Here is a 24,965-nt window from a genome sequence, read left to right as displayed (position 1 = left end):
AATTCCCCGCGCTCGTCGGCTCAGGTGCGTGGCAAGGTGACGCCGCGCTGGCCCTGGTACTTGCCGCCGCGGTCCTTGTACGACACTTCGCACTCTTCGTCGGATTCGAGGAAGAGCATCTGCGCCACACCTTCGTTGGCATAGATTTTTGCCGGCAAGGTGGTGGTGTTGGAAAATTCCAGGGTCACGTGGCCTTCCCACTCCGGCTCGAGCGGGGTGACGTTGACGATGATGCCGCAGCGCGCGTAAGTGCTTTTGCCCAGGCAGATGGTCAGCACGTTGCGTGGAATGCGGAAGTACTCCACAGTGCGGGCCAGGGCGAAGGAGTTTGGCGGGATGATGCAGACGTCGCTTTTGACGTCGACGAAGCTGCCGGCGTCGAAGTTTTTCGGGTCGACGGTGGCCGAATTGATGTTGGTGAACACCTTGAATTCGTCGGCGCAGCGCACGTCGTAGCCGTAGCTGGAGACGCCGAAGGAGATGACCCGGCTGTCGTGCTCGCCGCGCACCTGGCGCTCGACGAACGGTTCGATCATGCCGTGTTCCTGCGCCATGCGGCGAATCCACTTGTCCGATTTGATGCTCATGGCGGGGTGTCCTGAAGAGTTGCTAGGTGAAAATCGTGAGGCGCATCTTACCGGTCCCGGCGCTCGCTTCAAAGTTCCATCCTTCATTCTGGCTATAATCCCCGCCGGGCGGGGCCTACAGCCGCCGCCGATCTGAATTTCAGTAAAGCGGCTTCTGGCCATTGGCAGGTTGCAGAAAGTGGGGTAAGGTGACGCCACTGTGCTGCACGTGACACCGAGAATCTCTAGTTTGATGCACGATCTGATCGGCCCATCTCTGAATTTTCTGCTCTCTTTGCACTCAGTCCCGGGCAGGGTTTTTCCTGACCGTAATCAACTTTGTCCAAGGAGACAGAAACATGTCCAATCGCCAAAACGGTACCGTTAAGTGGTTCAACGATGAGAAAGGCTACGGCTTCATCACCCCTCAGTCGGGTGACGATCTCTTCGTACACTTCAAAGCCATCCAAGCTGACGGCTTCAAGACCCTGAAAGAAGGCCAGGCTGTTACCTTCGTCGCTACCCGCGGCCAGAAAGGTATGCAGGCTGAAGAAGTTCAGATCGCCTAAGTCGATCTAAGCTTACAAGCTTTCAAAAAACCCGCCTTCTGGCGGGTTTTTTTATGCCTGCTGCAATCGCATGCCCTGTAGAAGCGGCCTTGCCAGGCCGCTCCTGCAGAGACCGCTACAGCGTCAAGGGTATTAATCCTCGCTGATGGTAATGTTCGGCATCGCCGGCGCCGCCGCTTCCTGCAGGACGATGCGCGCGCCCACCTGGCGAGCCAACTCCTGATAGACCATGGCGATCTGGCTTTCCGGCTCGGCAATCGCCGTCGGCTTGCCGCTGTCGGCCTGCTCACGGATCAGCATCGACAGCGGCAGCGAGGCCAGCAGATCGACGCCGTATTGGGCCGCCAGTTTTTCACCACCACCTTCGCCGAACAGGTGCTCGGCATGGCCACAGTTCGAACAGATGTGCACGGCCATGTTCTCCACCACACCCAGCACCGGGATGTTGACCTTGCGGAACATTTCCACGCCCTTCTTGGCGTCCAGCAGGGCCAGGTCTTGCGGGGTGGTGACGATCACCGAACCAGCAACCGGCACTTTCTGCGCCAGGGTCAGCTGGATGTCACCGGTGCCAGGCGGCATGTCGATCACCAGGTAATCGAGGTCATCCCAGGCGGTCTGGGTCACCAGTTGCAGCAACGCACCGGACACCATCGGGCCACGCCATACCACCGGCGTGTTGTCGTCAGTGAGAAACGCCATGGACATGACTTCCACACCATGCGCCTTGATCGGCACAAACCACTTCTGCTCGCGAATCTGTGGCCGGGTGCCTTCAGCGATGCCGAACATCACGCCCTGGCTTGGGCCATAGATATCCGCGTCGAGAATACCTACCCGGGCGCCTTCCCGGGCCAGGGCCAGGGCCAGGTTGGCAGCAGTGGTCGACTTGCCGACGCCACCCTTGCCCGAAGCCACTGCGATGATGTTCTTGACGTTGGCCATGGCCGGCACCTGGGCCTGGGCCTTGTGCGCGGCGACCACGCAGTCGATCGACACCTGGGCGCTGCTGACGCCATCAAGGTTGCCGATTGCTGTCTGCAGTACCTGGGCCCAGCCGTTCTTGAACAACCCTGCGGCATACCCCAGTTGCAACTGCACACTGACCTGACCGCCCTGGATATCGATGGCGCGCACACAGCCGGCGCTGACTGGATTCTGGTTCAGGTAGGGGTCGGTGTACTGGCGAAGCACGCCTTCGACGGCGGCACGGGTGACGGCACTCATGGAGACTCCCATTGGCAAACTGAATGTAAAACAGGCGCCTATCCTAACCCGTCAATCGTCAGCAGGTGCGTCTGTGGGGTGAAATATCTTCGCCAGCCCTTTATAGTGGCCGATCACCCTCATTTTTACCCCGTAGCCAGATAAGTAGCCGAGCCACCATGTCCGAGCCACGTCAGATTCTCGTCACCAGCGCCTTGCCCTATGCCAATGGATCAATCCATCTTGGCCATATGCTCGAGTACATCCAGACAGACATGTGGGTCCGCTTCCAGAAGCTGCGCGGCAACCAGTGCATCTACGTCTGCGCCGACGACGCCCACGGCTCGGCCATCATGCTGCGCGCCGAAAAGGAAGGCATCACGCCCGAACAGCTGATCGCCAACGTCCAGGCCGAGCACAGCGGCGACTTCGCCGATTTCCTGGTGGACTTCGACAACTTCCACTCGACCCACAGCGAAGAGAACCGCGAGCTGTCCGGCCTGATCTACACGCGCCTGCGTGAAGCCGGGCACATTGCCACCCGTTCGGTGACCCAGTACTTCGACCCTGAAAAGGGCATGTTCCTGGCCGACCGTTTCATCAAGGGCACCTGCCCCAAGTGCGCGGCCGAAGACCAGTACGGCGACAACTGCGAAAAGTGCGGCGCCACCTACGCCCCCACTGAGCTGAAGAACCCCAAATCGGCCATCTCCGGCGCCACCCCAGTGCTGCGTGATTCCCAGCACTTCTTCTTCAAGCTGCCCGACTTCCAGGCGATGCTGCAGCAGTGGACCCGCAGCGGCACCTTGCAGGAGGCCGTCGCCAACAAGCTCGCCGAATGGCTGGACTCTGGCCTGCAGGAGTGGGACATCTCCCGCGATGCGCCGTACTTCGGCTTCGAGATCCCGGGCGAGCCGGGCAAATACTTCTACGTCTGGCTGGATGCGCCAATCGGCTACATGGCCAGCTTCAAGAACCTCTGCGCGCGCCGCCCGGAGCTGGACTTCGATGCATTCTGGAAAGAAGACTCCACTGCCGAGCTGTACCACTTCATCGGCAAGGACATCGTCAACTTCCACGCCCTGTTCTGGCCGGCCATGCTCGAAGGCGCGGGCTTCCGCAAGCCGACCGCGGTCAACGTGCACGGCTACCTGACCGTCAACGGCGCCAAGATGTCCAAGTCGCGCGGCACCTTCATCAAGGCGCGCACCTACCTGGACCACCTGCAGCCGGAATACCTGCGCTACTACTACGCGGCCAAACTGGGCCGTGGCGTGGATGACCTGGACCTGAACCTGGAAGACTTCGTGCAGAAGGTCAACTCCGACCTGGTCGGCAAGGTGGTCAATATCGCCAGCCGTTGCGCAGGCTTCATTCACAAAGGCAACGAAGGTGTAATGGTGGCCGGCGATGCCGCACCTGAGCTGACCGAGGCCTTCCTGGCCGCCGCGCCTTCCATCGCCGAAGCCTACGAGAGCCGCGACTTCGCCCGTGCGATGCGCGAAATCATGGCCCTGGCCGACCGTGCCAACGCCTGGATCGCCGACAAGGCCCCTTGGTCGCTGGCCAAGCAGGAAGGCAAGCAGGACGAGGTGCAGGCCATCTGCGCCCAGGGCGTCAACCTGTTCCGCCAGTTGGTGATCTTCCTCAAACCGGTACTGCCGGTGCTGGCTGCCGACGCCGAGGCCTTCCTCAATGTCGCGCCGCTGATCTGGAACGACCACCAGTCGCGCCTGGAAAACCACCGCCTGAACGCCTTCAAGGCACTGATGAGCCGCATCGAACCGGCCAAGGTCGAAGCCATGGTCGCCGCGAGCAAGGAAGACTTGCTGGCTGCTGCCGGCCAGGCCCAGGCCCCGGCCGGCAATGGCGAGCTGACCAAGGAGCCGCTGTCGGCGGAAATCGAGTTCGACACCTTTGCCGCCGTCGACTTGCGCGTGGCCCTGATCGTCAAGGCCGAGGCCGTCGCAGGTGCCGACAAGCTGCTGCAACTGACGCTGGACATCGGTGACGAACGCCGCAACGTGTTCTCTGGCATCAAGTCGGCCTACCCGGACCCTTCCAAGCTGGAAGGCCGCCTGACCATGATGGTAGCCAACCTCAAGCCTCGCAAGATGCGCTTTGGCGTATCCGAAGGCATGGTCATGGCTGCCGGCCCTGGCGGTGAAGAGATCTACCTGCTCAGCCCCGACAGCGGCGCAAAACCCGGCCAACGCATCAAGTAAGCCTCCTGCCCCGGCCTCAGTGCCGGGGCAGTTCCATCCCCCGCTGAATGCCGGACAATCGCTGTGATTCCCGGCTATCGTCAGTTCATGAGTGACTACATTCTGGTTCTGGTCAGCGCCACGCTGGTCAATCATCTGTGCTTGGCGCAACAGCCGACATCCCGGCTGCGCCTACATGTGCTCGGGCTGGCGTGCGCCCTGTCCGTCGTTTTGGGGCTGATCGGCGCCCACCTGCTGAGATGGCTGGTGCTCGACCCTTGGCAGCTCCACGACCTCAGCCTGTTCCTGTTGCTGCCCTGGCTGGCGCTTCTGGCATTCGGCGTACCCAGGGCACTGGCAAGGCTGCGCCCTGGTTGGCCGGTGGCTGACCTGCCCGCGCTGCTGCTGTGCAACGCCAGCGTGCTGGGCCTGGCGCTGCAAGGGGCAGGTGACGGCACTGCCTGGTCGGCAACCCTGACCAAAGGCCTGCTGGCAGGCGCAGGCTTGTGGCTTGCTCTGGTTCTTTTCGCCGACTTGCGCCAGCGCAGCGCCCAGGCCGACATCCCTGTCGCCCTGCGCGGCCTGCCCATAGAGCTGCTTGGCGCCGGAGTGATGGCCATGGCGTTTTCCGGCTTCAACGGACTCTTTGTGCAATGAAGCCCGACCCCCGCCTGCGCACGAGCATGGCCCTGGTGCTACTGGCCTGCCTCCCGGGTTTGCTGACACTACTGTGGCTGCAGGGCTGGGGGCTGCTGTGCAACCTGCTGCTGTGTGCCAGTGCAGCGCTGCTCTGTGAAGCACTGCTATTGAAGCTGCGTGGCGAGCCCGTCAGCTTGGCACTGACTGACGGTAGCGCGCTGGTGACCGCCGTGCTACTGGCGGCGGCACTGCCCACCCTGGCCCCATGGTGGCTGCCCATGGTCGCCGCTGGCACGGCTATCGGCATCGGTAAACAAGCCTTTGGCGGGGTCGGTCGCAACCTGTTCAACCCGGCCATGCTGGGCTATGCCTTCGTGTTGCTGAGCTTTCCCTTGCAGATGAATCATTGGCCAGGTCAGCCAGCTGGCTTGTTCGAGACCCTGCAGCAGGTATTTGGCGGCGCCGAGCACATCGATGCCTGGGCGCAGCCGACCCTACTCGATGGCCTGCGCCACAACCGCAGCCTGACCATTGATGAGTTGTTCGCCAGCCACCCGGGCTTCGGCAGTATCGGCGGGCGTGGGGCGGAATGGGCCAACCTGGCGTTTTTGCTGGGTGGGCTGTTTCTCTTGCAGCGCAAGGTGTTCAGCTGGCATGCGCCAGCAGGTTTGCTGGCGGGGTTGTCGCTGTTCAGCCTGCTGGCCTGGAACGGCTCAGGTTCGGATTCCAATGGCTCCCCCTTGCTGCACCTGTTTTCTGGCTCGACCATGCTGGCCGCTTTTTTCATCGCCACCGAGCCTGTCTCCGGCCCCAGAAGCGATTGGGCCAAGCTGGTGTTCGGCTTTGCTGTAGGCCTGTTGATCTACCTGATCCGCACCTGGGGCAGTTACCCCGACGGCACGGCGTTCGCCATCCTGCTGATGAACCTCGCGGTCCCCAGCCTTGAACGGCTGGCCTTGCGCCGCCAGCAGGCTGCCCGGTGAGCCCCCGGGTGCGCACGGCAGGGTTGCTGCTGGTAACTGCGGCACTGGCATTGTCGACCACGCTGATCTGGCGCGAATGGACCCTACCCGCCGTCAGCCAAGCCGAAAAGCAGCTACAGAGCCGTCAGAGGCTCGCCGTCCTGCCCGGGGCCAGTTACGACAACCTGCCGCTGGATACCCCACTGCCAAGGCCTGCCTCGCATCGCCCGCACAGTCGCATCGTGGCTGCTTACCGGGCTACGCTGGCGGGCAAGCCTGCGGCCATCGTCCTGGTGACCCAGGCCCAAGGCTATGCAGGGCCAGTGGTACTGAGCATCGCCATCGCCCCAGATGGGCGACTGATCGGTAGCCAGGTGGTCGAACAGCAGGAAAGCCCTGGGCTCGGTGGGCGCCTTGTCGACCCGCAAGTGAACTGGCTGCAGCAATTTGCCAATCGCCGCCTGAGTGATCGCTGGGCATTGAAGCGCGACCAGGGCGATTTCGACCAACTGGCAGGCGCGACAGTGACCTCGCGGGCGGTTATCGAGGCACTGCAAGACGCCCTGAGCTATTTCGATGAACATCGCCATGACCTCCTTGGGGACCCTGCCGATGAATAAGGGCTACCTGCTGGCCGCCAGCCTTGCTCCCCTTCTAGGGGCCACGCAAACGTTGCTCTTGGCCGCAGTCTTAGGTGCGTGCGCGGTGATGATGATCGGCCTGCATCAAGTACTGCTGGTGCCGTTGCGCAACCGCCTGGAGGGCGCCGCACACATGCTGGCAAGCCTGCTGCTATTGGCGGCCCTGGCCAGTTGCCTGCAATTGGCCCTGCGGGCCTGGCTGCTGCCGGTAGCACTGCTGCTGGGCCCGTACCCTGCACTACTGTGCCTGCCGTGCCTGACAGCAGACTATCTGCTGCCGCATGAAGGGCGTTGGCGCACACTGTTGTTGCATCTGGCTGGCCTGCTGGGCGCCTGCCTGCTGCTCGGCGCCTGCCGCCAATGGCTGGCCGAAGGGCTGGGCCTGCACCTTGCCAGCCTCACCCCTGGCGCGCTGCTACTGCTCGGACTGCTGTTGGCCTTGTACAATCACCTGCGTCCGGGCACCGCCCACCCACGTCGTCAAGGAAAGCGCTGATTCCATGAATGCCGCAAAACGCCTGGAGATCTTTCGCAGGCTGCACGAAGACAATCCCGACCCGAAAACAGAACTGGCCTATACCACACCGTTCGAACTGCTCGTCGCCGTCACGCTTTCAGCGCAATCCACTGACGTAGGCGTGAACAAGGCCACCGCGCGCCTGTTCCCCGTCGCCAATACGCCGGAAGCGATCTATGCCCTGGGCGTCGAAGGGCTGAGCGCATACATCAAGACCATCGGGCTCTATAACAGCAAAGCCAAGAACGTGATCGAGGCCTGTCGACTGCTGATCGAGCGCCACGACAGCCAGGTGCCAGAAACCCGGGAAGCCCTTGAAGCGCTGCCTGGCGTGGGGCGCAAGACTGCCAATGTGGTGCTCAACACGGCATTCCGGCAGCCGACCATGGCGGTGGATACGCACATTTTCAGGGTCAGTAACCGTACCGGCATAGCGCCGGGCAAAACGGTGCTCGAGGTCGAGAAGAAGCTGGTCAAGTTCGTCCCCAAGGACTACCTGCTCGATGCCCATCACTGGCTCATCCTGCATGGGCGCTACGTATGCCAGGCACGCAAGCCCAGGTGCGGGAGCTGTCGGATCGAAGACCTCTGCGAATACAAGCAGAAGACGTCTGACGATTGAGCCGATAGCGAAAAACCACCCGGTACGATTGAAAAAATCTTTTTTACCAGCGTCAGCTTTCTGGTTATAAGGACGGCCAATGGCCCCTTGGCTTGGAGCGACTCATGAGTGCCGATAAAGACGACCTGTCAATCGAAGATGATTTTGTTGCCGCGGATGATGAAGCGGAGCCCCAGGTAGAAACTGCAAAGACCAACTTGAGCAAACGCCGCACGATCGACAACCTGCTGGAAGAGCGGCGACTGCAGAAACAACTGGCCGATTTCGACTACGATCTGTAGCTTTTTTTGCAAAGCCTCCCTCAGGGAGGCTTTGTATGCTGGCGGTCAGTTCAGGCCGTGACGCTGGGCCAGTTCAATCAGGTCTACCAGCGACCTGGCGTTAAGCTTGAGCAGCAAGCGTGACTTGTACGTGCTGACGGTCTTGTTGCTGAGGAACATGCTGTCGGCAATTTCCTTGTTGGACCGCCCGCGCGACAGCTGCTGTAAAACCGTCATTTCCCGGGCAGAGAGCCGGTTGACCATATCCGTCTCGCTGCCACCACTGCCCCTGCCCCGTGACGCATGCAAGGCCTGGTTGGGGAAGTAGCTGTAGCCTGACAGTACGGCCTTGATGGCGCTTAGCAGCTCGGTCAACTCCTGTTGTTTGCACACATAACCCGCCGCCCCCGCCTGCATGCAGCGCATCGAAAAATTGCCAGGCACCTGCGAGGTCAGCACCAGCACTTTGCTGCCTGGGCTGAAGGCTGCCATGCGGGCGATGACTTCAAGGCCATCGAGTTTTGGAATACCGATATCAAGCACCACGATATCCGGTAGGTGTTCACGCGTCAGTTGCAAGGCGGCCACGCCGTTATCGGTTTCCGCAACGACGTCGTACCCGTGCCGCTCCATCAGCATGCGCACGGCCAGGCGTATAACCGGATGATCATCCACGATAAGGACTTTATTCATGCGATATCCATTCATTATTGATTTTTGCTGTGGCACGCCACGATAACCGACAGAACGCTTCAGGGTGCAACGATTTGCCAGTGAAACTCATGAATAGAGAAAACCTACAACACTTACAGAATTTTCCTACAAAGGCATGTACGGCCCCAACCGTAAAACTTAATGACCCGCAATTAACATCTATCACAGATTCAATTGATATGAGCAGCTGAAAACAAACCTTCGCGTGCAGATTATTCCACTTCACAGACGCTGAAAAAATCAGGCTCAACACCTATTTAAAGACATTTCTCAACTGGGAAAAAATCCAATCTTTAGTTGAGCACCAGTGTCAGGTAATGATAAGCAAAACCGCAGGAGACAGCCCTCATGCCCGAAGCACAACCTGTCGCCCCGCTGACGATCATTGCCATTTTCGCGGGGATCATAGAAGCATCCGCCCTTGCGACACTGCCGTTTCTCAGCGAATCCAGCCAGAGTCTCTATACATGGTTCCTGGTAGGCTTTCCGTTTTTCCTTACAGCGCTTTTCTTCTTGACGCTGAACTTCAATTACAAGTCGTTCTACAATCCTGTATCAAGCAAAACACCCAACGACAGACCCTCGCCAACAGTCTTGGAAGTAGCCGAGCCTATTACCCTTATCTTCTCTGGCCCAGATGCCCAACCTATGCTGGAACAGCAAATCCGCCTTGCCCTCGCGCAATCACCTGAACCCGCGCACAGCTGGCGCTTCTGTAATCTCGAGAAAAACCAATGCGCAAGGCTGTCGGTCTGCACCCTCGAGCAAGATGCTGCCAATCTCAGGGGATGAGGACCGGCTGGATGTCGACGCAAAAAAAACCCCAGCCTAAGCCGGGGTTCTTACAATGCGCGCCAATACTCAGAGCAACGAACGGCCCTTGTTGGCGGCAATGCGCATACGCAGCGCATTGAGCTTGATGAAGCCGGCAGCGTCCGCCTGGTTGTAGGCGCCGCCATCTTCCTCGAAGGTCGCAATGTTGGCATCGAACAGCGAGTCGTCCGACTTGCGGCCAACCACGGTGACATTGCCCTTGTACAGCTTCAGGCGTACCACGCCATTCACGTTGACCTGCGAAGCGTCGATCATCTGCTGCAGCATCACACGCTCCGGGCTCCACCAGTAACCGGTGTAGATCAGGCTGGCATACTTCGGCATCAGCTCATCTTTCAGGTGAGCGACTTCGCGGTCCAGGGTGATCGACTCGATCGCACGGTGGGCGCGCAGCATGATGGTGCCGCCAGGGGTCTCGTAGCAGCCACGGGACTTCATGCCGACGTAACGGTTCTCGACGATGTCCAGACGGCCGATGCCGTTGGCACCACCGATGCGGTTCAGGTCGGCGAGGACGGTAGCCGGGGACTTCTCGATACCATCGATGGCGACGATGTCACCGTTGCGGTAGGTCAGCTCAAGATAGGTAGCCTGGTCCGGGGCGTTCTCCGGAGAGACGCTCCAGCGCCACATGTCTTCCTCGTGCTCGGTCCAGGTATCTTCCAGGACACCGCCTTCGTAGGAGATGTGCAGCAGGTTGGCGTCCATCGAGTACGGCGACTTCTTCTTGCCGTGACGCTCGATCGGGATGCCATGCTTCTCGGCGTAGTCCATCAGCTTCTCGCGGGACAGCAGGTCCCACTCACGCCAAGGGGCGATGACCTTGACGCCCGGCTTGAGCGCATAGGCACCCAGTTCGAAACGAACCTGGTCGTTGCCTTTACCGGTCGCACCATGGGAAATGGCGTCGGCACCGGTTTCGTTGGCGATTTCGATCAAGCGCTTGGCGATCAGCGGACGGGCGATGGAGGTACCCAGCAGGTACTCGCCTTCGTAGACGGTGTTGGCGCGGAACATCGGGAACACGAAGTCACGCACGAATTCTTCGCGCAGGTCGTCGATGTAGATCTCTTTTACACCCATTGCCTGTGCCTTGGCACGGGCCGGCTCGACCTCTTCGCCCTGACCCAGGTCAGCGGTGAAGGTCACCACTTCGCAGTTGTAGGTATCCTGCAGCCACTTGAGAATCACCGAAGTATCAAGGCCGCCGGAATACGCCAGTACGACCTTATTTACGTCCGCCATGCCATCACTCCACGGGGTTGTACGGAAAGGGGTCGATTCTAACGGCGTTATGGAAAAATTTACAGTGGGGCGACAGCTTCTGACGACAAAGCGACAGGAATTGTCGATGGCGCGACGTCTGTCGGGCGCTGGTTGACGCCTGCGAGATGGAGCGACGCCCACCTCACTGTCAGGGCACTTTCGCACCCGGTGCCGGGGACGCCGGCGCGGCAGCAGGCGGACTGGCAGCAGCAGGCTGCTGCACAGGTTTTTCCACCGGCTTCTCGACGGGTGCCTCAGCGATTGCAACCCGATCCAGTTCGATATTCACACGCCGGTTGCGCGCCCGGTTGGCAGCACTGTTGTTCTTCGCCAGCGGATACCGCTCGCCGTGGAAGCGCACGGTGATCTGCGCCTCCGGCACGCCATGGGCTTTGAAATAGTCCGCCACTGCCATCGCCCTGCGCCGGGACAAATCACGGTTGGTCAGGCGATTGCCGCTGTTGTCGGAATGGCCGTTGAGCTCGATGTGATTAACCGTCGGGTCAGCCTTCATATAGTCAAGAACCACATCCAGCCGTGCCCTGGCCGAATCGTCAAGTTCGATGCCACCGCCAGGGAAACCCACCTGAGTCTGGCGAACCTGGTCATAGTTCATCGCCAGCAACTTGCTGGCACACACCTGGTAGTCGCCATAGGCCTTGGCGAAACTGACCGGCAGCACCCGCACTTCAATGGCCCGGCCAGCCTCCCCGGTGTAGTTGCGTACCACCGTGCTGCGCCCATCGAGCAAACCATTGATCAGGCGGCTGGCCTGGCCCTGGGACGAGCTGAACAGCACGCCCGTGCGCGCCATGCGCACGGTGCCCAGGTTGATGTCACCGCGCCCAGGCTGCCAGGGCGCCGCCGCCGCCAGCAGCGTGGCTGGCCCGGCCCCCAGCGCATTGCTGTGCGAGCGCAGTTGGAACACCGGCTGCTCACCTGCCCGGCGCACGAATTCGCCACTGCCAAAACCGTCGATCGGCTGGATCAGACGGCACTCGAACTGGTCGCCCTCGACTTGCCAGGCAATGTTCTCCATGCGCGTCTGGAAAGTCAGTGCACCGGCCGGCAGGCTGGCGAACAGGGTGAACAGGGCTAGGTAACGCTGGCGCACGGGCGGCTCCACAAATTCTGACGGCTTACCTGCAGGGTATCGGACGCCGCCCGAAAAACTTGATAGCCGTGCTCGGGCCAGGGTTTTCCGGTAGCATTGGGCCTTGAGTTCGACCCGCCTGGAATCCCCAATGTCCGATCGCCTGACCCTCCTGCGTCCCGACGACTGGCACATCCATCTGCGCGATGGTGCCGTCCTGCCCCATACCGTTGGTGATGTGGCGCGTACCTTCGCCCGTGCCATCATCATGCCCAACCTCGTACCGCCGGTGCGCAATGCCGTCGAAGCCGGTGCCTACCGTGAGCGCATCCTCAATGCGCGTCCGGCCGGCAGCCACTTCGAACCGCTGATGGTGCTTTACCTCACCGACCGCACCAGCCCCGAGGACATCCGCGCGGCCAAGGCCAGCGGTATCGTGTATGCCGCCAAGCTGTACCCGGCCGGCGCCACGACAAACTCCGATTCAGGCGTGACCAGCATCGACAACATCTTCCCCGCCATCGAAGCGCTGGCCGAAGTCGGCATGCCACTGTTGGTGCACGGTGAAGTGACGCGCAGCGAAATCGATGTCTTCGATCGCGAGAAGCGCTTCATCGACGAACACATGCGTCGCGTGGTCGAACGCTTCCCGACGCTCAAGGTGGTGTTCGAGCACATCACCACCAGCGATGCCGCGCAGTTCGTCAGCGAAGCGCCGGCCAACGTCGGCGCGACCATTACCGCCCAGCACCTGTTGTACAACCGCAACCACATGCTGGTGGGCGGCATCCGCCCGCACTTCTACTGCCTGCCGATCCTCAAGCGCAACACCCACCAGGTGGCGCTGCTGGACGCGGCCACCAGTGGCAACCCGAAATTCTTCCTCGGCACCGACTCGGCCCCTCACGCCCGTCACGCCAAGGAAGCCGCCTGCGGTTGCGCCGGTTGCTACACCGCTTACGCGGCCATCGAGATGTACGCCGAAGCGTTCGAGCAACGCAATGCGCTGGACAAGCTGGAAGGCTTTGCCAGCCTGCACGGCCCGGCCTTCTATGGCCTGCCGGCGAACACCGACACCATCACCCTGGTCCGTGAAGAGTGGATCGCACCAGAAAGCCTGCCGTTCGGCGAGCAGACGGTGATACCGCTGCGCGCTGGCGAGAAGCTGCGCTGGCGCCTGCTGGAGGAAAACGCGTGAGCGAAGACCTCTACGAAGACGATCAGGACAGCCAGGCCGGCGGTGGTTCGCGCCACCCGATGGCAGAGCGCTTCCGTGGCTACCTGCCGGTGGTGGTGGATGTCGAGACCGGCGGCTTCAATAGCGCCACCGATGCCCTGCTGGAAATCGCCGCCGTCACCATCGGCATGGACGAGAAGGGCTTCCTGTTCCCCGAACACACCTACTTCCACCGGGTTGAACCGTTCGAAGGGGCCAATATCGAGGCGGCAGCGCTGGAGTTCACCGGCATCAAGCTGGACCACCCACTGCGCATGGCAGTGAGTGAAGAAAGCGCGTTGACCGATATCTTCCGAGGCGTGCGCAAGGCGCTCAAGGCCAACGGCTGCAAGCGGGCGATCCTGGTCGGCCACAACAGCAGTTTCGACTTGGGCTTCCTTAACGCCGCGGTCAACCGCAACGACCTCAAGCGCAACCCCTTCCACCCGTTTTCCAGCTTCGATACCGCCACCCTCGCTGGCCTGGCGTATGGCCAGACCGTGCTGGCGCGGGCCTGCCAGAGCGCCGACATCGACTTTGATGGGCGTGAAGCGCATTCGGCGCGTTACGACACCGAGAAGACAGCCGAGCTGTTCTGCGGCATCGTCAACCGCTGGAAAGAAATGGGCGGCTGGCGCGATTTCAACGACTAAGCAGCCACAAGCTTCAAGCAGCAAGCAGCAAGAAAGGGCAGACAGCACACGCTCGGTTTTTCTTGAAGCTTGCAGCTAGAAACTTGAAACAAAAAAAACCGGCCACGAAGGCCGGTTTTTTATGCGCGCGGCAATTACAGCTTGCCAGCGTTCTCGCTCAGGTAAGCAGCAACGCCTTCTGGCGAAGCGTTCATGCCTTTGTCGCCTTTTTTCCAGTTGGCAGGGCAGACTTCGCCGTGCTCTTCGTGGAACTGCAGGGCATCGACCAGACGCAGCAGCTCGTCCATGTTACGGCCCAGTGGCAGGTCGTTGACGATCTGCGAACGGACTACACCGTTGGTGTCGATCAGGAAGGCGCCACGGAAGGCCACGCCGCCTTCGGACTCAACGTCGTAGGCCTTGCAGATTTCGTGGGTGATGTCGGCAGCCAAGGTGTACTTGACCTGGCCGATACCGCCGTTGTTGACCGGGGTGTTACGCCAGGCGTTGTGGGTGAAGTGCGAGTCGATCGAAACGCCGATCACTTCCACGTTGCGGGCCTGGAAGTCAGGGATGCGGTTGTCCAGGGCGATCAGCTCGGACGGGCAGACGAAGGTGAAGTCCAGCGGGTAGAAGAACACCAGGCCGTACTTGCCCTTGATGGCCGAAGCCAGGTTGAAGCTGTCGACGATTTCGCCGTTGCCCAGCACAGCTGGAACGGTGAAATCGGGGGCTTGTTTACCAACGAGTACGCTCATTGTTATCTCCTGATGAGGGTAAAAAACCGTTTGCCGGGCCAGACGGGCTTGCCCGACATCCAACAAAGGCCGACCATCATACACGGCTTCTCATGACAGACCGAATCCAACCGCCGGTCGCTCAAGCACGGCCCTTTCAGAAAGTCTTTTGACAAGCATTCTCATTACCATTAAGCTCCAACCCATCGACTCAACCAGCGATGGTCCGACTTTATGTATGTGTGTCTTTGTGTCGGCGTTACCGACGGACAGATCCGCGATGCGATCTTTGAAGGATGCTGCAGCTACAAGGAAGTTCGAGCCGCGACCAATGTCGCCAGCCAATGTGGCAAATGCGCCTGCCTTGCCAAGCAAGTGGTCCGTGAGACCCTGACCGAGCTCCAGGTCAGCCAGGCCACCCTGCCCTATCCGGTAGAATTTACCGCTGCCTGAAACCACTGATTTTGAAGAACCGGACCTTGTGTCCGGTTTTTTTATGCCCGTAATTCAATAACTTAGCACTCCAACGCGCTTCACAAACATTCTTATTCCTATTCATTTTCACTTATTATTCAATAACTTAGGTTTGACAGCCCTAAGTATCAGGCTCAAACTTCCCTGTATTGGCACACTTCTACAGGGCAGGAACCCGTCATGAAAGGCGACGTAAGCGTCATCCAGCATCTCAACAAGATCCTCGGAAACGAGCTGGTCGCGATCAACCAGTACTTCCTGCACGCACGCATGTACGAAGATTGGGGCCTGAACAAACTCGGCAAGCACGAGTACAAGGAATCCATCGATGAGATGAAGCACGCTGACAAACTGATCAAGCGTATTCTCTTTCTCGAAGGCATCCCCAACGTGCAAGACCTGGGCAAGCTGCTGATCGGCGAGCACACCAAAGAAATGCTCGAGTGCGACCTGAAGATCGAGCAGAAAGGCCTGATCGACCTGAAAGCCGCCATCGCTCACTGCGAAACCGTCGGCGACTTCGGCTCGCGTGAAATGCTCGAAGACATCCTCGAGTCCGAGGAAGAGCACATCGACTGGCTGGAAACCCAGCTGAGCCTGATCGACAAGATCAGCATCGAGAACTACCTGCAATCGCAGATGGGCGAAGAGTAAAATCGCCGCCCATAAAAAAACCCGCCTTGAGCGGGTTTTTTTATGGCTGTACGAAGATCAGGCTTCAGCAGCCTTTGCCTTGGCAGCAGCGTCCTTGATCAGGGCCTGCAGCTCACCCTTCTCGAACATTTCCAGCATGATGTCGCTACCGCCGACCAGCTCGCCCGCTACCCACAGCTGCGGGAAGGTTGGCCAGTTGGCGTACTTGGGCAGGTTGGCGCGGATTTCCGGGTTCTGCAGGATGTCGACGTAGGCGAACTTCTCGCCACAACCCATCACAGCTTGCGATGCCTTGGCCGAGAACCCGCACTGCGGGGCATTCGGCGAGCCTTTCATGTAAAGCAGAATGGTGTTGTTGGCAATCTGCTCTTTGATCGTTTCGATGATATCCATGGAACACCTCGTCTGAACTTTCCGACTCGATGGTCGGCACGGTGACGCATTGTATCGGAAAGCCGAGCGCTGTGCGCGGCCTTGCCATTGCTCAGGCGGCCTCCACGTGCACAGGCACGCCATTGAGGGCGGCATTGCCCGACACCTGATCGCGCAAGCGCTCATCGGTCAGGTCGTTGGCACTGACCCCGGGCTGCCCGTGGGCTATCCGCAATTGCACGCCCTGGCGCCCATGGCCATAGCCATGCGGCAGGCTGACCACACCTGGCATCATGTCCGTGCACGCCTGCACCTCGACTTCGAGGGTGCCGGTACGCGAGCGTATGCGCACTCGCTGGCCATCGTGCAACTGCCGCTGCTGCAAATCCTCAGGGTGCATCAACAGCTGATGACGCGGCTTGCCTTTGACCAGTCGGTGGAAGTTGTGCATCCACGAGTTGTTGCTGCGCACGTGGCGGCGGCCGATCAGCAAGAGCGCGCCAGCCGCCATCGGCGCCTGCCGCGCAAGCCTGGCCAAGTCGTCCAGCAACACCTGCGGTGCCGCCTCGATGGCCTGGCTGGCAGTGTTCAGGCGTGCCTGCAGATTGGCACCTAGCGGGCCCAGGTCCAGCCCGTGGGGGTGCCGATCGAGTGCTTCCAGCGAGAGCTTCCAGGCCGAGCCGTCGCCGTAGCGCCCTTTGCGCAAGGCCCAATCGATCATCTGCGCCGGTGCCAGGGTTGGCTTGAGCTCAAGGGCGGCCCGTTCGGCAAAGGCCTTGGCCAGGCCGACAAAGATCTCCCAGTCATGCAGCGCGCCTTCGGGCCTGGCCAGGATCGCGCGGTTGAAACGGGTCACATTGCGCACCGCCAGCAGGTTGAAGGTGCTGTCGTAGTGATCGTTCTCCAGTGCCGACGTGGACGGCAGGATCAGGTCGGCATGGCGCGTGCTTTCATTGATGTACAGGTCGATGCTGAGCATGAACTCGAGCCCCGCCAGCGCCCCGTCCAGTTGCCGACCGTTGGGCGTGGACAGCACTGGGTTGCCCGCCACGGTCACCAGGGCCCGCACCTGCCCGTCACCGGGCGTGAGGATTTCCTCGGCCAAGGCGGCGACCGGCAGCTCGCCAGCGTACTCCGGCAGCCCCGATACTCGGCTGTGCCAGGCATTGAAGTGCCCGCCCGACGTACTCGCCACCAGGTCCACCGCAGGCTCGGTACACAAGGCGCCACCCACCCGATCCAGGTTGCCGGTGACCAGGTTGATCAATTGCACCAGCCAATGGCACAGGGTGCCGAAGGCCTGGGTCGAGACGCCCATGCGGCCATAGCAGACCGCCTTGTCGGCTGCCGCGAAATCGCGCGCCAACTGACGGATATCGGCGGCAGCGATGCCGCACAACGGACTCATGGCGTCGGCGGTGAACGGGGCGAGTGCACTGCGCACTTGATCCAGGCCATTGACCGGCAAGTGTGATCCACGGGTCAGGCCTTCGTCGAACAAGGTATTGAGCAGGCCACTGAGCAATGCAGCATCGCCGCCGGGAAGAATGAACAGGTGCCGGTCGGCCATGGCCGCTGTTTCGCTGCGCCGCGGGTCCACCACCACCAACTGCCCGCCCCGCGTACGCAGCGCCCTCAGGCGCTTTTCCACATCAGGCACGGTCATGATGCTGCCATTGGACGCCAGCGGGTTGCCGCCCAGAATCAGCATGAAGTCGGTGTGGTCGATGTCCGGGATCGGCAACAGCAGACCGTGGCCGTACATCAGGTGGCTGGTCAGGTGCTGGGGCAACTGGTCCACCGAGGTGGCTGAAAACCGATTGCGGGTCTTCAACAAACCGAGGAAATAGTTGCTGTGGGTCATCAGCCCATAGTTGTGCACGCTGGGGTTGCCTTGATACACCGCCACCGCGTTGCGACCATGCGCCTGCTGGATACTCCAGAGCTTGTCGGCCGCCAGGGCGAAAGCCTCGTCCCAGCTGATCGCCTGCCAGCGCTCGCCAATCCGACGGTGGGGCTGACGCAGGCGGTCGGGATCGTTCTGGATATCTTGCAGGGCCACTGCCTTGGGGCAGATGTGGCCGCGGCTGAACGGGTCGTCCGGGTCGCCTTTGATCGAGGTGATCAGCGCCTGCCCGTCGTCCTCATGGCTGACTTCGATGTTCAGCCCGCAGATCGCTTCGCACAGGTGACAGGCACGGTGATGCAGGGTCTTGGTCATGGCCGCCTCTGCCTGATGATGGGTCTGATGGCGACTATGCGCCCAGCCCAACGCCCTCGCCAGCGCGCTTCGTGCCATGAATTGCCCGACATCAGGCAAACGATTCGCGACACGCATTTGCCAAATCGCGGGCAAGCCGTGTACAACCTCTGTAGCAAATAAAAAACAGCGCACGCTCAATGGGTAACGACACCCTTTGCAACAGAGCCGCTGTTTCCCCTCTTGGTTTCAGGCGACATTTAATTATAGTATTGCGCCTTTCCCTATTTCGTCCGCCCCGTGCGGCTTACGCCGCAGGTCACTCCCGTTGTCAAAAAAAACCATACGGTCGACCTGCATACCGTTGCAGATAAGGTAGTCAATCATGAGCGCTAGGCACTTTCTCTCCCTGCTGGACTTCACCACCGACGAATTGCTCGGGGTGATCCGCCGCGGCATCGAGCTGAAGGACCTGCGCAAGCGAAGCGTGCTGTTCGAGCCCCTCAAAAGCCGTGTGCTGGGGATGATCTTCGAAAAGTCCTCGACCCGTACCCGCGTGTCGTTCGAGGCCGGCATGATCCAGCTGGGCGGCCAGGCCATCTTCCTGTCGCCTCGCGATACCCAGCTGGGCCGTGGCGAACCGATCGGTGACAGCGCCATCGTCCTGTCGAGCATGCTCGACGTGGTGATGATCCGTACCCACGCCCACAGCACCCTCACCGAGTTCGCGGCGAAGTCGAGCGTGCCGGTAATCAACGCCCTGTCCGACGAGTCGCACCCGTGCCAGCTACTGGCCGACATGCAGACGTTCCTCGAACACCGCGGTTCGATCCAGGGCAAGACCGTGGCGTGGATCGGTGATGGCTTCAACATGTGCAACTCCTATATCGAAGCCGCCCGTCAGTTCGATTTCCAGCTGCGCATCGCCTGCCCGGAAGGTTACGAGCCGGATCCACGCTTCATGGCATTGGGCGGTGATCGCGTGCAAATCATCCGCGACCCCAAGGAAGCCGTGCGTGGCGCGCACCTGGTGACCACCGATGTCTGGACTTCCATGGGCCAGGAGGAGGAAACTGCACGGCGCCTGGCGCACTTCGCGCCTTACCAGGTCACCCGCGAACTGCTCGACCTGGCGGCACCCGACGCCCTGTTCATGCACTGCCTGCCCGCCCACCGTGGCGAGGAAATCAGCCATGACCTGCTCGACGACCCTCGTTCGGTCGCCTGGGACCAGGCTGAAAACCGCCTGCATGCACAGAAGGCCCTTCTCGAATTCCTTGTAGAACCGGCTTACCACCACGCATGAGTCAACCCCTACTGCTCAACCTGCGCAACCTCGCCTGCGGCTATGGCGACCAGCGCATCGTCCAGAACCTCAACCTGCACCTGAACGCAGGCGACATTGGTTGCCTGCTGGGTTCATCCGGTTGCGGCAAGACCACCACCCTGCGCGCCATCGCCGGTTTCGAGCCTATCCATGACGGCGAGATCCAGCTGGCGGGCGAGGTCATCTCCCGGCCCGGCTTCACCCTGGCCCCGGAAAAGCGCCGCATCGGCATGGTGTTCCAGGACTACGCCCTGTTCCCGCACCTGACCGTGGCCCAGAACATCGCCTTCGGCATTGCCAAGCACCCGCGCCAGGCGCAGGTCGTCGAAGAGATGCTCGAGCTGGTCAAGCTCGGTGGGCTGGGCGGCCGCTATCCGCATGAGCTGTCCGGTGGGCAACAGCAACGGGTCGCGCTGGCCCGCGCGCTGGCCCCGGAGCCCCAGTTGCTGCTGCTCGACGAGCCGTTCTCCAACCTCGACGTGGAACTGCGCCGGCGCTTGAGCCATGAAGTGCGCGACATCCTCAAGAGCCGTGGCACCAGCGCCATTCTGGTGACCCACGACCAGGAAGAGGCGTTTGCCGTCAGCGATCAGGTGGGCGTGTTCAAGGAAGGTCGCCTGGAGCAGTGGGACACCCCTTACAACCTCTACCACGAGCCGCAGACGCCGTTCGTAGCCAGCTTCATCGGCCAGGGCTATTTCATCCGTGGTCAGATGAGCAGCCATGAGGCGGTCAATACCGAACTCGGTGAGCTGCGCGGCAACCGTGCGTACATCATGGCGCCGGGGAGTTCGGTGGATGTGCTGCTGCGCCCTGACGACATCGTGCATGCGCCAGACAGCCCGCTGCGGGCGAGCATCGTAGGCAAGAGCTTTCTGGGCGCGTCGACGCTGTATCGCCTGCAACTGGTAACAGGCAGCCAGCTGGAGGCGATCTTCCCCAGCCATGTCGATCATCAGGTCGGTGAGGAAGTCGGGATTGCCGTGGCGGCCGATCACCTGGTGCTGTTCCCGGTGCCGGGCAGTGTCGCGGCGCAGTTGCCGCGGCAGGAGAACGGCGTTCGTCGGTACAGTTCGGCGACCTGATTCACGATTGCCGGGGCTGCTGCGAAGCGGCCCCAGCCATTTCAGCCCCGACCTATACCGGCAAACGTGCCCTGGGTATGTTCAGCCAGCACTGCAGCCGCCAACTCCACCTCCAGCCCGCGCCGCCCGGCGCTGACATGGATAGTTGCAAAGTGTTGCGCCGACTCGTCGATAAATGTGCGCAGGCGCTTCTTCTGGCCCAACGGGCTGATACCGCCCACCAGGTATCCCGTGGCGCGCTGGGCCGCCGCCGGGTCGGCCATCTCGCACTTCTTCACACCGGCCGCATGGGCCAGTGCCTTGAGGTCCAGGGTGCCCACCACCGGTACTACGGCCACCAGCAATTCGCCTTTCTCACTGCTCGCCAACAAGGTCTTGAATACCTGCTGCGGCTCTAGCCCGAGCTTTTCCGCTGCCTCCAGCCCATACGACGCCGACTTCGGATCGTGCTCATAACTGTGCACGCGATGTTCAGCGCGGGCTTTTTTCAACACGTCTAGGGCGGGGGTCATGCGCAGCTCCGGTCGAGTACAAGTCGGCGGCTACTTTAGGACATATCCCACAACACAGCCAATACACAGCTTACGCGCCTCTCTAGCGTGCGGTTTCGCGCGCCCAAACAACGTCCAGATCGTGACTGACCGTTCACTTTCGACCTTTGACATAAGCGTTTCTTGTCTATATTTTTTCGTTTCTGAATAAATGGTGCACTTTTACGGTGCATTTCCAACATCTGCCTGGGGTCAATGGGGATCGACACCGGGCTTTGCTGTCGAGCGCCACGCGCCTCACAACAAAAAAAACGAGGTCATACATGACGACTGCTCTACGCGAACCCACTCTGTCCAGCCAGTGCCTGGCCGAGTTTCTCGGCACTGCGCTGCTGATCTTCTTCGGCACCGGCTGCGTGGCCGCGCTCAAAGTCGCGGGTGCCAGCTTCGGCCTGTGGGAAATCAGCATCATCTGGGGCGTCGGCGTCAGCATGGCGATCTACTTCACCGCGGGCGTTTCAGGTGCACACCTGAACCCGGCCGTGAGCATCGCCCTCACCCTGTTCGCCGGTTTCGACAAGCGCAAACTGCCGTTCTACATGCTCGCTCAGGTCTGTGGCGCCTTCTGCGGCGCAGCGCTGGTCTACACCTTGTACAGCAACCTGTTCTTCGATTTCGAACAAGCCCACGCCATGTTGCGAGGCAGTACCGAAAGCCTCGAACTGGCCTCGGTGTTCTCCACCTACCCGCACCCCTCGCTTTCGACCGGCCAGGCATTCCTGGTGGAAGTGGTCATCACGGCCATCCTCATGGCCGTGATCATGGCGCTGACCGACGACAACAATGGCCTGCCACGTGGCGCCGTCGCGCCGCTGCTGATCGGCCTGCTGATTGCCGTGATCGGCAGCGCCATGGGGCCGTTGACCGGCTTCGCGATGAACCCGGCCCGCGATTTCGGGCCAAAACTGATGACCTTCCTGGCCGGTTGGGGCGAAATCGCCTTCACTGGCGGACGGGATATCCCCTATTTCCTGGTTCCGGTGTTCGCACCGATCCTCGGCGCATGCCTGGGCGCCGCCGCGTATCGCGGCCTGATCGCCCGCAACCTGCCGGTGGCGCCCACCGCGACCCCTGAGACAAACGACAATCGCCAGGGCGATACTCAAGTCAACTGATGCGGCCTCACGCCCAAGCCCTGACTTCCTCATTTTGCAAGGCCAACGACCATGACAGACACCCTGGATAAGCACTACATCATCGCCCTGGACCAGGGCACCACCAGCTCGCGTGCGATCATTTTCGACCGCGACGCCAATGTGGTCGGCACCTCCCAGCGCGAATTCGTCCAGCACTACCCGCAGGCTGGCTGGGTAGAACACGACCCGATGGAGATCTTCGCCACCCAGAGCGCCACCATGGTCGAAGCCCTGGCTCAGGCCGGCATCAGCCACGCCCAAGTCGCTGCGCTCGGCATCACCAACCAGCGCGAAACCACGGTGGTTTGGGACAAGGAAACCGGCCGCCCGGTTTACAACGCCATTGTCTGGCAGTGCCGCCGCAGTACCGAAATTTGTGCGCAGCTCAAGCGTGATGGCCACGAAGACTACATCCGCGAGGCCACGGGCCTGGTCACCGACCCCTACTTCTCCGGCACCAAACTGAAGTGGATCCTCGACAATGTCGAAGGTGCCCGCGAACGCGCCGAACGCGGCGAACTGCTGTTCGGCACCATCGATACCTGGCTGATCTGGAAGTTCTCGGGCGGCAAGGTGCATGTCACCGACTACACCAACGCCTCGCGCACGCTGATGTTCAACATCCACAGCCTGGAATGGGACGACAAGCTGCTGGAAATCCTTGGCATTCCACGCCAGATGCTGCCCCAGGTACGCCCCTCTTCCGAAGTCTACGGCCACACCAAGAGCGGCATCGCCATCGCTGGTATCGCCGGCGACCAGCAGTCCGCGCTATTCGGCCAGATGTGCGTTGAGCCCGGTCAGGCCAAGAACACCTACGGTACCGGCTGCTTCCTGCTGATGAACACCGGCGACAAGGCCGTCACCTCGTCCCACGGCTTGCTCACCACCATCGCCTGCGGCCCCCGCGGCGAAGTGGCCTACGCACTGGAAGGCGCCGTGTTCAACGGTGGCTCCACCGTGCAGTGGCTGCGTGACGAACTGAAGATCGTCAACGATGCCCTCGACACCGAGTACTTCGCCAGCAAGGTCAAGGACAGCAACGGCGTGTACCTGGTGCCCGCCTTCACCGGCCTGGGCGCCCCCTACTGGGACCCCTATGCCCGTGGTGCCCTGTTCGGCCTGACGCGTGGGGTGAAGGTCGACCACATCATCCGTGCTGCACTGGAATCGATCGCCTACCAGACCCGCGACGTGCTTGACGCCATGCAACAGGATTGCGGCCAACGCCTGTCCGAACTGCGCGTGGACGGCGGCGCGGTAGCCAACAACTTCCTCATGCAGTTCCAGGCCGACATCCTCGGCACCTGCGTGGAACGCCCGAAAATGCGTGAAACCACAGCCCTTGGCGCCGCCTACCTGGCGGGCCTGGCTTGTGGCTTCTGGAGCAGCCTGGACGAGTTGCGCGACAAGGCAATCATCGAGCGCGAGTTCAGCCCACAACTGGATGAGACGCAAAAAGAGAAGCTGTACGCCGGGTGGAAGAAGGCGGTCGATCGTACCCGCGACTGGGAAGACCACGCGGTTTGAATCGGCGTTGAAGCGTGCGGCGTCATCGCGGGCTTGCCTGCGATGACGCCGACACCAACGTCCGCTGGCCGTCATCCCCTTCCTACGGCATCATTGCAGAATTTGTCCGGCTGCCCAAAAGGACCGCCCATGAATCTGCCCCCCCGCCAACAACAAATCCTCGAGCTGGTACGCGAACGCGGCTACGTCAGCATCGAAGAAATGGCACAGCTGTTCGTCGTCACCCCGCAAACCATCCGGCGCGACATCAACCAGCTCGCCGAGCTCAACCTGCTGCGCCGCTACCACGGTGGCGCCGCCTATGATTCGAGCATCGAAAACACCGCCTACGCCATGCGCGCCGACCAGATGCGCGATGAAAAGCAGCGTATCGCCGACGCCGTTGCCCAGCAGATTCCCGACCATGCCTCGCTGTTCATCAACATCGGCACCACCACCGAATCGATTGCCCGTGCGCTGCTGAACCATAGCCACCTGAAGGTGATTACCAACAACCTGCACGTGGCCTCGATTCTGGCTGCCAAGGACGATTTCGAAGTGTTGGTGGCCGGTGGCACGGTGCGGCGTGATGGTGGGGTGGTGGGCCAGGCCAGTGTCGATTTCATCAGCCAGTTCAAGGTCGACTTTGCCCTGGTCGGGATCAGCGGCATCGATGAGGATGGCAGCCTGCTCGACTTCGACTACCAGGAAGTGCGGGTTTCCCAGGCAATCATTGCCAATGCCCGGCAGGTTATTCTGGCTGCCGACTCCAGCAAGTTCGGGCGCAATGCCATGGTTCGCCTGGGGTCGATCAGCCTGGTCGATTGCCTGGTGACCGACCAGACACCTACGGCGGCCCTGAACCAGTTGCTCAATCAGTACAAGATTCGCCTTGAGGTGGTTTGAGCTGCTGCTTCGAAGGCCTGGCTGGGGATAGGGTGAGGGCTGAAAGTAGCCAGCCTTGAGTTTTGCAGGGGCA

The 24,965-nt window shown here is 61.1% G+C and carries 27 protein-coding genes; 18 read left to right on the top strand and 9 right to left on the bottom strand.

Features of this window, described 5'->3' with window-relative positions:
• Nucleotides 1-20: 20 nt before the first annotated feature.
• Entirely contained in the window at nucleotides 21-587 is a 567-nt protein-coding gene (dcd, locus tag DJ563_RS26735; protein WP_012313046.1) for a dCTP deaminase, read from the bottom strand.
• 338 nt (nucleotides 588-925) lie between these two features.
• Between dcd and DJ563_RS26730 the strand changes: the two genes are divergently transcribed.
• Nucleotides 926-1,135 carry a cold-shock protein gene (locus tag DJ563_RS26730; RefSeq protein WP_012273869.1) on the top strand — a complete coding sequence of 70 codons (210 nt, stop codon included), beginning with the start codon at nucleotides 926-928 and terminating at the stop codon, nucleotides 1,133-1,135.
• 132 nt (nucleotides 1,136-1,267) lie between these two features.
• On the opposite strand, the gene apbC is transcribed toward DJ563_RS26730, so the two are convergent.
• Nucleotides 1,268-2,362, bottom strand: a complete 1,095-nt coding sequence (gene apbC / locus DJ563_RS26725) for an iron-sulfur cluster carrier protein ApbC (RefSeq protein WP_434518606.1) — start codon at nucleotides 2,360-2,362, stop codon at nucleotides 1,268-1,270.
• Nucleotides 2,363-2,520: 158 nt separating this feature from the next.
• Between apbC and metG the strand changes: the two genes are divergently transcribed.
• From metG to DJ563_RS26690, 7 genes are all read left to right on the top strand, one after another.
• Nucleotides 2,521-4,566 carry a methionine--tRNA ligase gene (metG, locus tag DJ563_RS26720; protein ID WP_434518605.1) on the top strand — a complete coding sequence of 682 codons (2,046 nt, stop codon included), beginning with the start codon at nucleotides 2,521-2,523 and terminating at the stop codon, nucleotides 4,564-4,566.
• An 87-nt stretch (nucleotides 4,567-4,653) separates the two neighbouring features.
• Nucleotides 4,654-5,202: an Rnf-Nqr domain containing protein gene (locus DJ563_RS26715; RefSeq protein ID WP_434518604.1), complete on the top strand. Its 549-nt coding sequence runs from the start codon at nucleotides 4,654-4,656 to the stop codon at nucleotides 5,200-5,202.
• A complete protein-coding gene (locus DJ563_RS26710) occupies nucleotides 5,199-6,167 on the top strand; it encodes an RnfABCDGE type electron transport complex subunit D (RefSeq protein WP_274099368.1) in 969 nt (322 codons plus the stop codon). The genes DJ563_RS26715 and DJ563_RS26710 overlap by 4 nt, the downstream gene beginning before the upstream one ends.
• On the top strand, nucleotides 6,164-6,766 hold the full coding sequence (locus DJ563_RS26705) for an RnfABCDGE type electron transport complex subunit G (RefSeq protein ID WP_274099369.1): 603 nt from the start codon (nucleotides 6,164-6,166) through the stop codon (nucleotides 6,764-6,766). The genes DJ563_RS26710 and DJ563_RS26705 overlap by 4 nt, the downstream gene beginning before the upstream one ends.
• On the top strand, nucleotides 6,759-7,283 hold the full coding sequence (locus tag DJ563_RS26700; RefSeq protein WP_434518603.1) for an NADH:quinone oxidoreductase: 525 nt from the start codon (nucleotides 6,759-6,761) through the stop codon (nucleotides 7,281-7,283). Before DJ563_RS26705 ends, DJ563_RS26700 begins: the two co-directional genes overlap by 8 nt.
• Nucleotides 7,284-7,287: 4 nt before the next feature.
• Nucleotides 7,288-7,926, top strand: a complete 639-nt coding sequence (gene nth, locus DJ563_RS26695; RefSeq protein WP_033702661.1) for an endonuclease III — start codon at nucleotides 7,288-7,290, stop codon at nucleotides 7,924-7,926.
• Between the two features lie 104 nt (nucleotides 7,927-8,030).
• Nucleotides 8,031-8,207: a PA3496 family putative envelope integrity protein gene (locus tag DJ563_RS26690; RefSeq protein ID WP_027594199.1), complete on the top strand. Its 177-nt coding sequence runs from the start codon at nucleotides 8,031-8,033 to the stop codon at nucleotides 8,205-8,207.
• A gap of 45 nt (nucleotides 8,208-8,252) precedes the next feature.
• On the opposite strand, the gene DJ563_RS26685 is transcribed toward DJ563_RS26690, so the two are convergent.
• Entirely contained in the window at nucleotides 8,253-8,879 is a 627-nt protein-coding gene (locus tag DJ563_RS26685) for a response regulator transcription factor (RefSeq protein WP_033702663.1), read from the bottom strand.
• 369 nt (nucleotides 8,880-9,248) lie between these two features.
• Here DJ563_RS26685 and DJ563_RS26680 point away from each other — a divergent pair, with 369 nt between their 5' ends.
• A complete protein-coding gene (locus DJ563_RS26680; protein ID WP_274099371.1) occupies nucleotides 9,249-9,692 on the top strand; it encodes a hypothetical protein in 444 nt (147 codons plus the stop codon).
• 69 nt (nucleotides 9,693-9,761) lie between these two features.
• On the opposite strand, the gene DJ563_RS26675 is transcribed toward DJ563_RS26680, so the two are convergent.
• A complete protein-coding gene (locus DJ563_RS26675; protein ID WP_274099372.1) occupies nucleotides 9,762-10,979 on the bottom strand; it encodes an argininosuccinate synthase in 1,218 nt (405 codons plus the stop codon).
• Between the two features lie 169 nt (nucleotides 10,980-11,148).
• Nucleotides 11,149-12,114, bottom strand: a complete 966-nt coding sequence (locus DJ563_RS26670) for a flagellar protein MotY (RefSeq protein WP_434518602.1) — start codon at nucleotides 12,112-12,114, stop codon at nucleotides 11,149-11,151.
• Nucleotides 12,115-12,244: 130 nt separating this feature from the next.
• On the opposite strand from DJ563_RS26670, the gene pyrC reads away from it, so the two are divergent.
• Both pyrC and rnt read left to right on the top strand, forming a co-directional pair.
• Nucleotides 12,245-13,291, top strand: coding sequence for a dihydroorotase (gene pyrC, locus DJ563_RS26665; RefSeq protein WP_434518601.1), 1,047 nt, complete (start codon nucleotides 12,245-12,247; stop codon nucleotides 13,289-13,291).
• 59 nt (nucleotides 13,292-13,350) lie between these two features.
• A complete protein-coding gene (gene rnt / locus DJ563_RS26660; RefSeq protein ID WP_371097688.1) occupies nucleotides 13,351-13,962 on the top strand; it encodes a ribonuclease T in 612 nt (203 codons plus the stop codon).
• Nucleotides 13,963-14,096: 134 nt separating this feature from the next.
• On the opposite strand, the gene DJ563_RS26655 is transcribed toward rnt, so the two are convergent.
• On the bottom strand, nucleotides 14,097-14,699 hold the full coding sequence (locus DJ563_RS26655; protein ID WP_033702669.1) for a peroxiredoxin: 603 nt from the start codon (nucleotides 14,697-14,699) through the stop codon (nucleotides 14,097-14,099).
• 213 nt (nucleotides 14,700-14,912) lie between these two features.
• Between DJ563_RS26655 and DJ563_RS26650 the strand changes: the two genes are divergently transcribed.
• Together DJ563_RS26650 and bfr are read left to right on the top strand one after the other, a co-directional pair.
• Entirely contained in the window at nucleotides 14,913-15,131 is a 219-nt protein-coding gene (locus DJ563_RS26650) for a bacterioferritin-associated ferredoxin (RefSeq protein WP_033702670.1), read from the top strand.
• A gap of 201 nt (nucleotides 15,132-15,332) precedes the next feature.
• The gene (bfr, locus tag DJ563_RS26645) at nucleotides 15,333-15,806 is read left to right on the top strand and encodes a bacterioferritin (protein WP_027594191.1); all 474 of its coding nucleotides are present in this window, start codon (nucleotides 15,333-15,335) and stop codon (nucleotides 15,804-15,806) included.
• A 57-nt stretch (nucleotides 15,807-15,863) separates the two neighbouring features.
• Here bfr and grxD read toward each other — a convergent pair whose 3' ends face one another.
• Entirely contained in the window at nucleotides 15,864-16,199 is a 336-nt protein-coding gene (grxD, locus tag DJ563_RS26640; RefSeq protein ID WP_033702671.1) for a Grx4 family monothiol glutaredoxin, read from the bottom strand.
• A 91-nt stretch (nucleotides 16,200-16,290) separates the two neighbouring features.
• Nucleotides 16,291-18,399, bottom strand: a complete 2,109-nt coding sequence (locus tag DJ563_RS26635) for a molybdopterin oxidoreductase family protein (RefSeq protein ID WP_434518600.1) — start codon at nucleotides 18,397-18,399, stop codon at nucleotides 16,291-16,293.
• Between the two features lie 364 nt (nucleotides 18,400-18,763).
• On the opposite strand from DJ563_RS26635, the gene argF reads away from it, so the two are divergent.
• Together argF and DJ563_RS26625 are read left to right on the top strand one after the other, a co-directional pair.
• Nucleotides 18,764-19,684, top strand: a complete 921-nt coding sequence (gene argF, locus DJ563_RS26630) for an ornithine carbamoyltransferase (protein WP_033702673.1) — start codon at nucleotides 18,764-18,766, stop codon at nucleotides 19,682-19,684.
• Nucleotides 19,681-20,790, top strand: coding sequence for an ABC transporter ATP-binding protein (locus DJ563_RS26625; RefSeq protein ID WP_434518599.1), 1,110 nt, complete (start codon nucleotides 19,681-19,683; stop codon nucleotides 20,788-20,790). Before argF ends, DJ563_RS26625 begins: the two co-directional genes overlap by 4 nt.
• A 41-nt stretch (nucleotides 20,791-20,831) precedes the next feature.
• On the opposite strand, the gene ybaK is transcribed toward DJ563_RS26625, so the two are convergent.
• Nucleotides 20,832-21,302 (bottom strand): Cys-tRNA(Pro) deacylase, encoded by a 471-nt coding sequence (gene ybaK / locus DJ563_RS26620; RefSeq protein ID WP_033702675.1) that lies wholly within the window; start codon nucleotides 21,300-21,302, stop codon nucleotides 20,832-20,834.
• A 302-nt stretch (nucleotides 21,303-21,604) separates the two neighbouring features.
• On the opposite strand from ybaK, the gene DJ563_RS26615 reads away from it, so the two are divergent.
• The 3 genes from DJ563_RS26615 to glpR all read left to right on the top strand — a co-directional run bounded on the left by DJ563_RS26615 (nucleotide 21,605) and on the right by glpR (nucleotide 24,892).
• The gene (locus tag DJ563_RS26615) at nucleotides 21,605-22,456 is read left to right on the top strand and encodes an MIP/aquaporin family protein (protein WP_434518598.1); all 852 of its coding nucleotides are present in this window, start codon (nucleotides 21,605-21,607) and stop codon (nucleotides 22,454-22,456) included.
• Between the two features lie 51 nt (nucleotides 22,457-22,507).
• On the top strand, nucleotides 22,508-24,007 hold the full coding sequence (gene glpK / locus DJ563_RS26610; RefSeq protein WP_274099377.1) for a glycerol kinase GlpK: 1,500 nt from the start codon (nucleotides 22,508-22,510) through the stop codon (nucleotides 24,005-24,007).
• Between the two features lie 129 nt (nucleotides 24,008-24,136).
• Complete coding sequence (gene glpR / locus DJ563_RS26605; protein ID WP_274099378.1) at nucleotides 24,137-24,892, top strand: DNA-binding transcriptional repressor GlpR; 756 nt, start codon at nucleotides 24,137-24,139, stop codon at nucleotides 24,890-24,892.
• The last annotated feature ends 73 nt before the right edge of the window (nucleotides 24,893-24,965 follow it).

This window comes from Pseudomonas sp. NFX1, assembly GCF_051123555.1.
Classification (GTDB): Bacteria; Pseudomonadota; Gammaproteobacteria; order Pseudomonadales; family Pseudomonadaceae; genus Aquipseudomonas; species Aquipseudomonas capeferrum.
This window is presented reverse-complemented; position numbering and strand designations above follow the sequence as displayed.

What these genes read in the sequence shown, in the direction of transcription:
- dcd (WP_012313046.1), bottom strand. Translation starts at nt 587, where the DNA reads ATGAGCATCAAATCGGACAAGTGGATTCGCCGCATGGCGCAGGAACAC.
- DJ563_RS26730 (WP_012273869.1), top strand. Translation starts at nt 926, where the DNA reads ATGTCCAATCGCCAAAACGGTACCGTTAAGTGGTTCAACGATGAGAAA.
- apbC (WP_434518606.1), bottom strand. Translation starts at nt 2,362, where the DNA reads ATGAGTGCCGTCACCCGTGCCGCCGTCGAAGGCGTGCTTCGCCAGTAC.
- metG (WP_434518605.1), top strand. Translation starts at nt 2,521, where the DNA reads ATGTCCGAGCCACGTCAGATTCTCGTCACCAGCGCCTTGCCCTATGCC.
- DJ563_RS26715 (WP_434518604.1), top strand. Translation starts at nt 4,654, where the DNA reads ATGAGTGACTACATTCTGGTTCTGGTCAGCGCCACGCTGGTCAATCAT.
- DJ563_RS26710 (WP_274099368.1), top strand. Translation starts at nt 5,199, where the DNA reads ATGAAGCCCGACCCCCGCCTGCGCACGAGCATGGCCCTGGTGCTACTG.
- DJ563_RS26700 (WP_434518603.1), top strand. Translation starts at nt 6,759, where the DNA reads ATGAATAAGGGCTACCTGCTGGCCGCCAGCCTTGCTCCCCTTCTAGGG.
- nth (WP_033702661.1), top strand. Translation starts at nt 7,288, where the DNA reads ATGAATGCCGCAAAACGCCTGGAGATCTTTCGCAGGCTGCACGAAGAC.
- DJ563_RS26690 (WP_027594199.1), top strand. Translation starts at nt 8,031, where the DNA reads ATGAGTGCCGATAAAGACGACCTGTCAATCGAAGATGATTTTGTTGCC.
- DJ563_RS26685 (WP_033702663.1), bottom strand. Translation starts at nt 8,879, where the DNA reads ATGAATAAAGTCCTTATCGTGGATGATCATCCGGTTATACGCCTGGCC.
- DJ563_RS26680 (WP_274099371.1), top strand. Translation starts at nt 9,249, where the DNA reads ATGCCCGAAGCACAACCTGTCGCCCCGCTGACGATCATTGCCATTTTC.
- DJ563_RS26675 (WP_274099372.1), bottom strand. Translation starts at nt 10,979, where the DNA reads ATGGCGGACGTAAATAAGGTCGTACTGGCGTATTCCGGCGGCCTTGAT.
- pyrC (WP_434518601.1), top strand. Translation starts at nt 12,245, where the DNA reads ATGTCCGATCGCCTGACCCTCCTGCGTCCCGACGACTGGCACATCCAT.
- rnt (WP_371097688.1), top strand. Translation starts at nt 13,351, where the DNA reads ATGGCAGAGCGCTTCCGTGGCTACCTGCCGGTGGTGGTGGATGTCGAG.
- DJ563_RS26655 (WP_033702669.1), bottom strand. Translation starts at nt 14,699, where the DNA reads ATGAGCGTACTCGTTGGTAAACAAGCCCCCGATTTCACCGTTCCAGCT.
- DJ563_RS26650 (WP_033702670.1), top strand. Translation starts at nt 14,913, where the DNA reads ATGTATGTGTGTCTTTGTGTCGGCGTTACCGACGGACAGATCCGCGAT.
- bfr (WP_027594191.1), top strand. Translation starts at nt 15,333, where the DNA reads ATGAAAGGCGACGTAAGCGTCATCCAGCATCTCAACAAGATCCTCGGA.
- grxD (WP_033702671.1), bottom strand. Translation starts at nt 16,199, where the DNA reads ATGGATATCATCGAAACGATCAAAGAGCAGATTGCCAACAACACCATT.
- DJ563_RS26635 (WP_434518600.1), bottom strand. Translation starts at nt 18,399, where the DNA reads ATGACCAAGACCCTGCATCACCGTGCCTGTCACCTGTGCGAAGCGATC.
- argF (WP_033702673.1), top strand. Translation starts at nt 18,764, where the DNA reads ATGAGCGCTAGGCACTTTCTCTCCCTGCTGGACTTCACCACCGACGAA.
- DJ563_RS26625 (WP_434518599.1), top strand. Translation starts at nt 19,681, where the DNA reads ATGAGTCAACCCCTACTGCTCAACCTGCGCAACCTCGCCTGCGGCTAT.
- ybaK (WP_033702675.1), bottom strand. Translation starts at nt 21,302, where the DNA reads ATGACCCCCGCCCTAGACGTGTTGAAAAAAGCCCGCGCTGAACATCGC.
- DJ563_RS26615 (WP_434518598.1), top strand. Translation starts at nt 21,605, where the DNA reads ATGACGACTGCTCTACGCGAACCCACTCTGTCCAGCCAGTGCCTGGCC.
- glpK (WP_274099377.1), top strand. Translation starts at nt 22,508, where the DNA reads ATGACAGACACCCTGGATAAGCACTACATCATCGCCCTGGACCAGGGC.
- glpR (WP_274099378.1), top strand. Translation starts at nt 24,137, where the DNA reads ATGAATCTGCCCCCCCGCCAACAACAAATCCTCGAGCTGGTACGCGAA.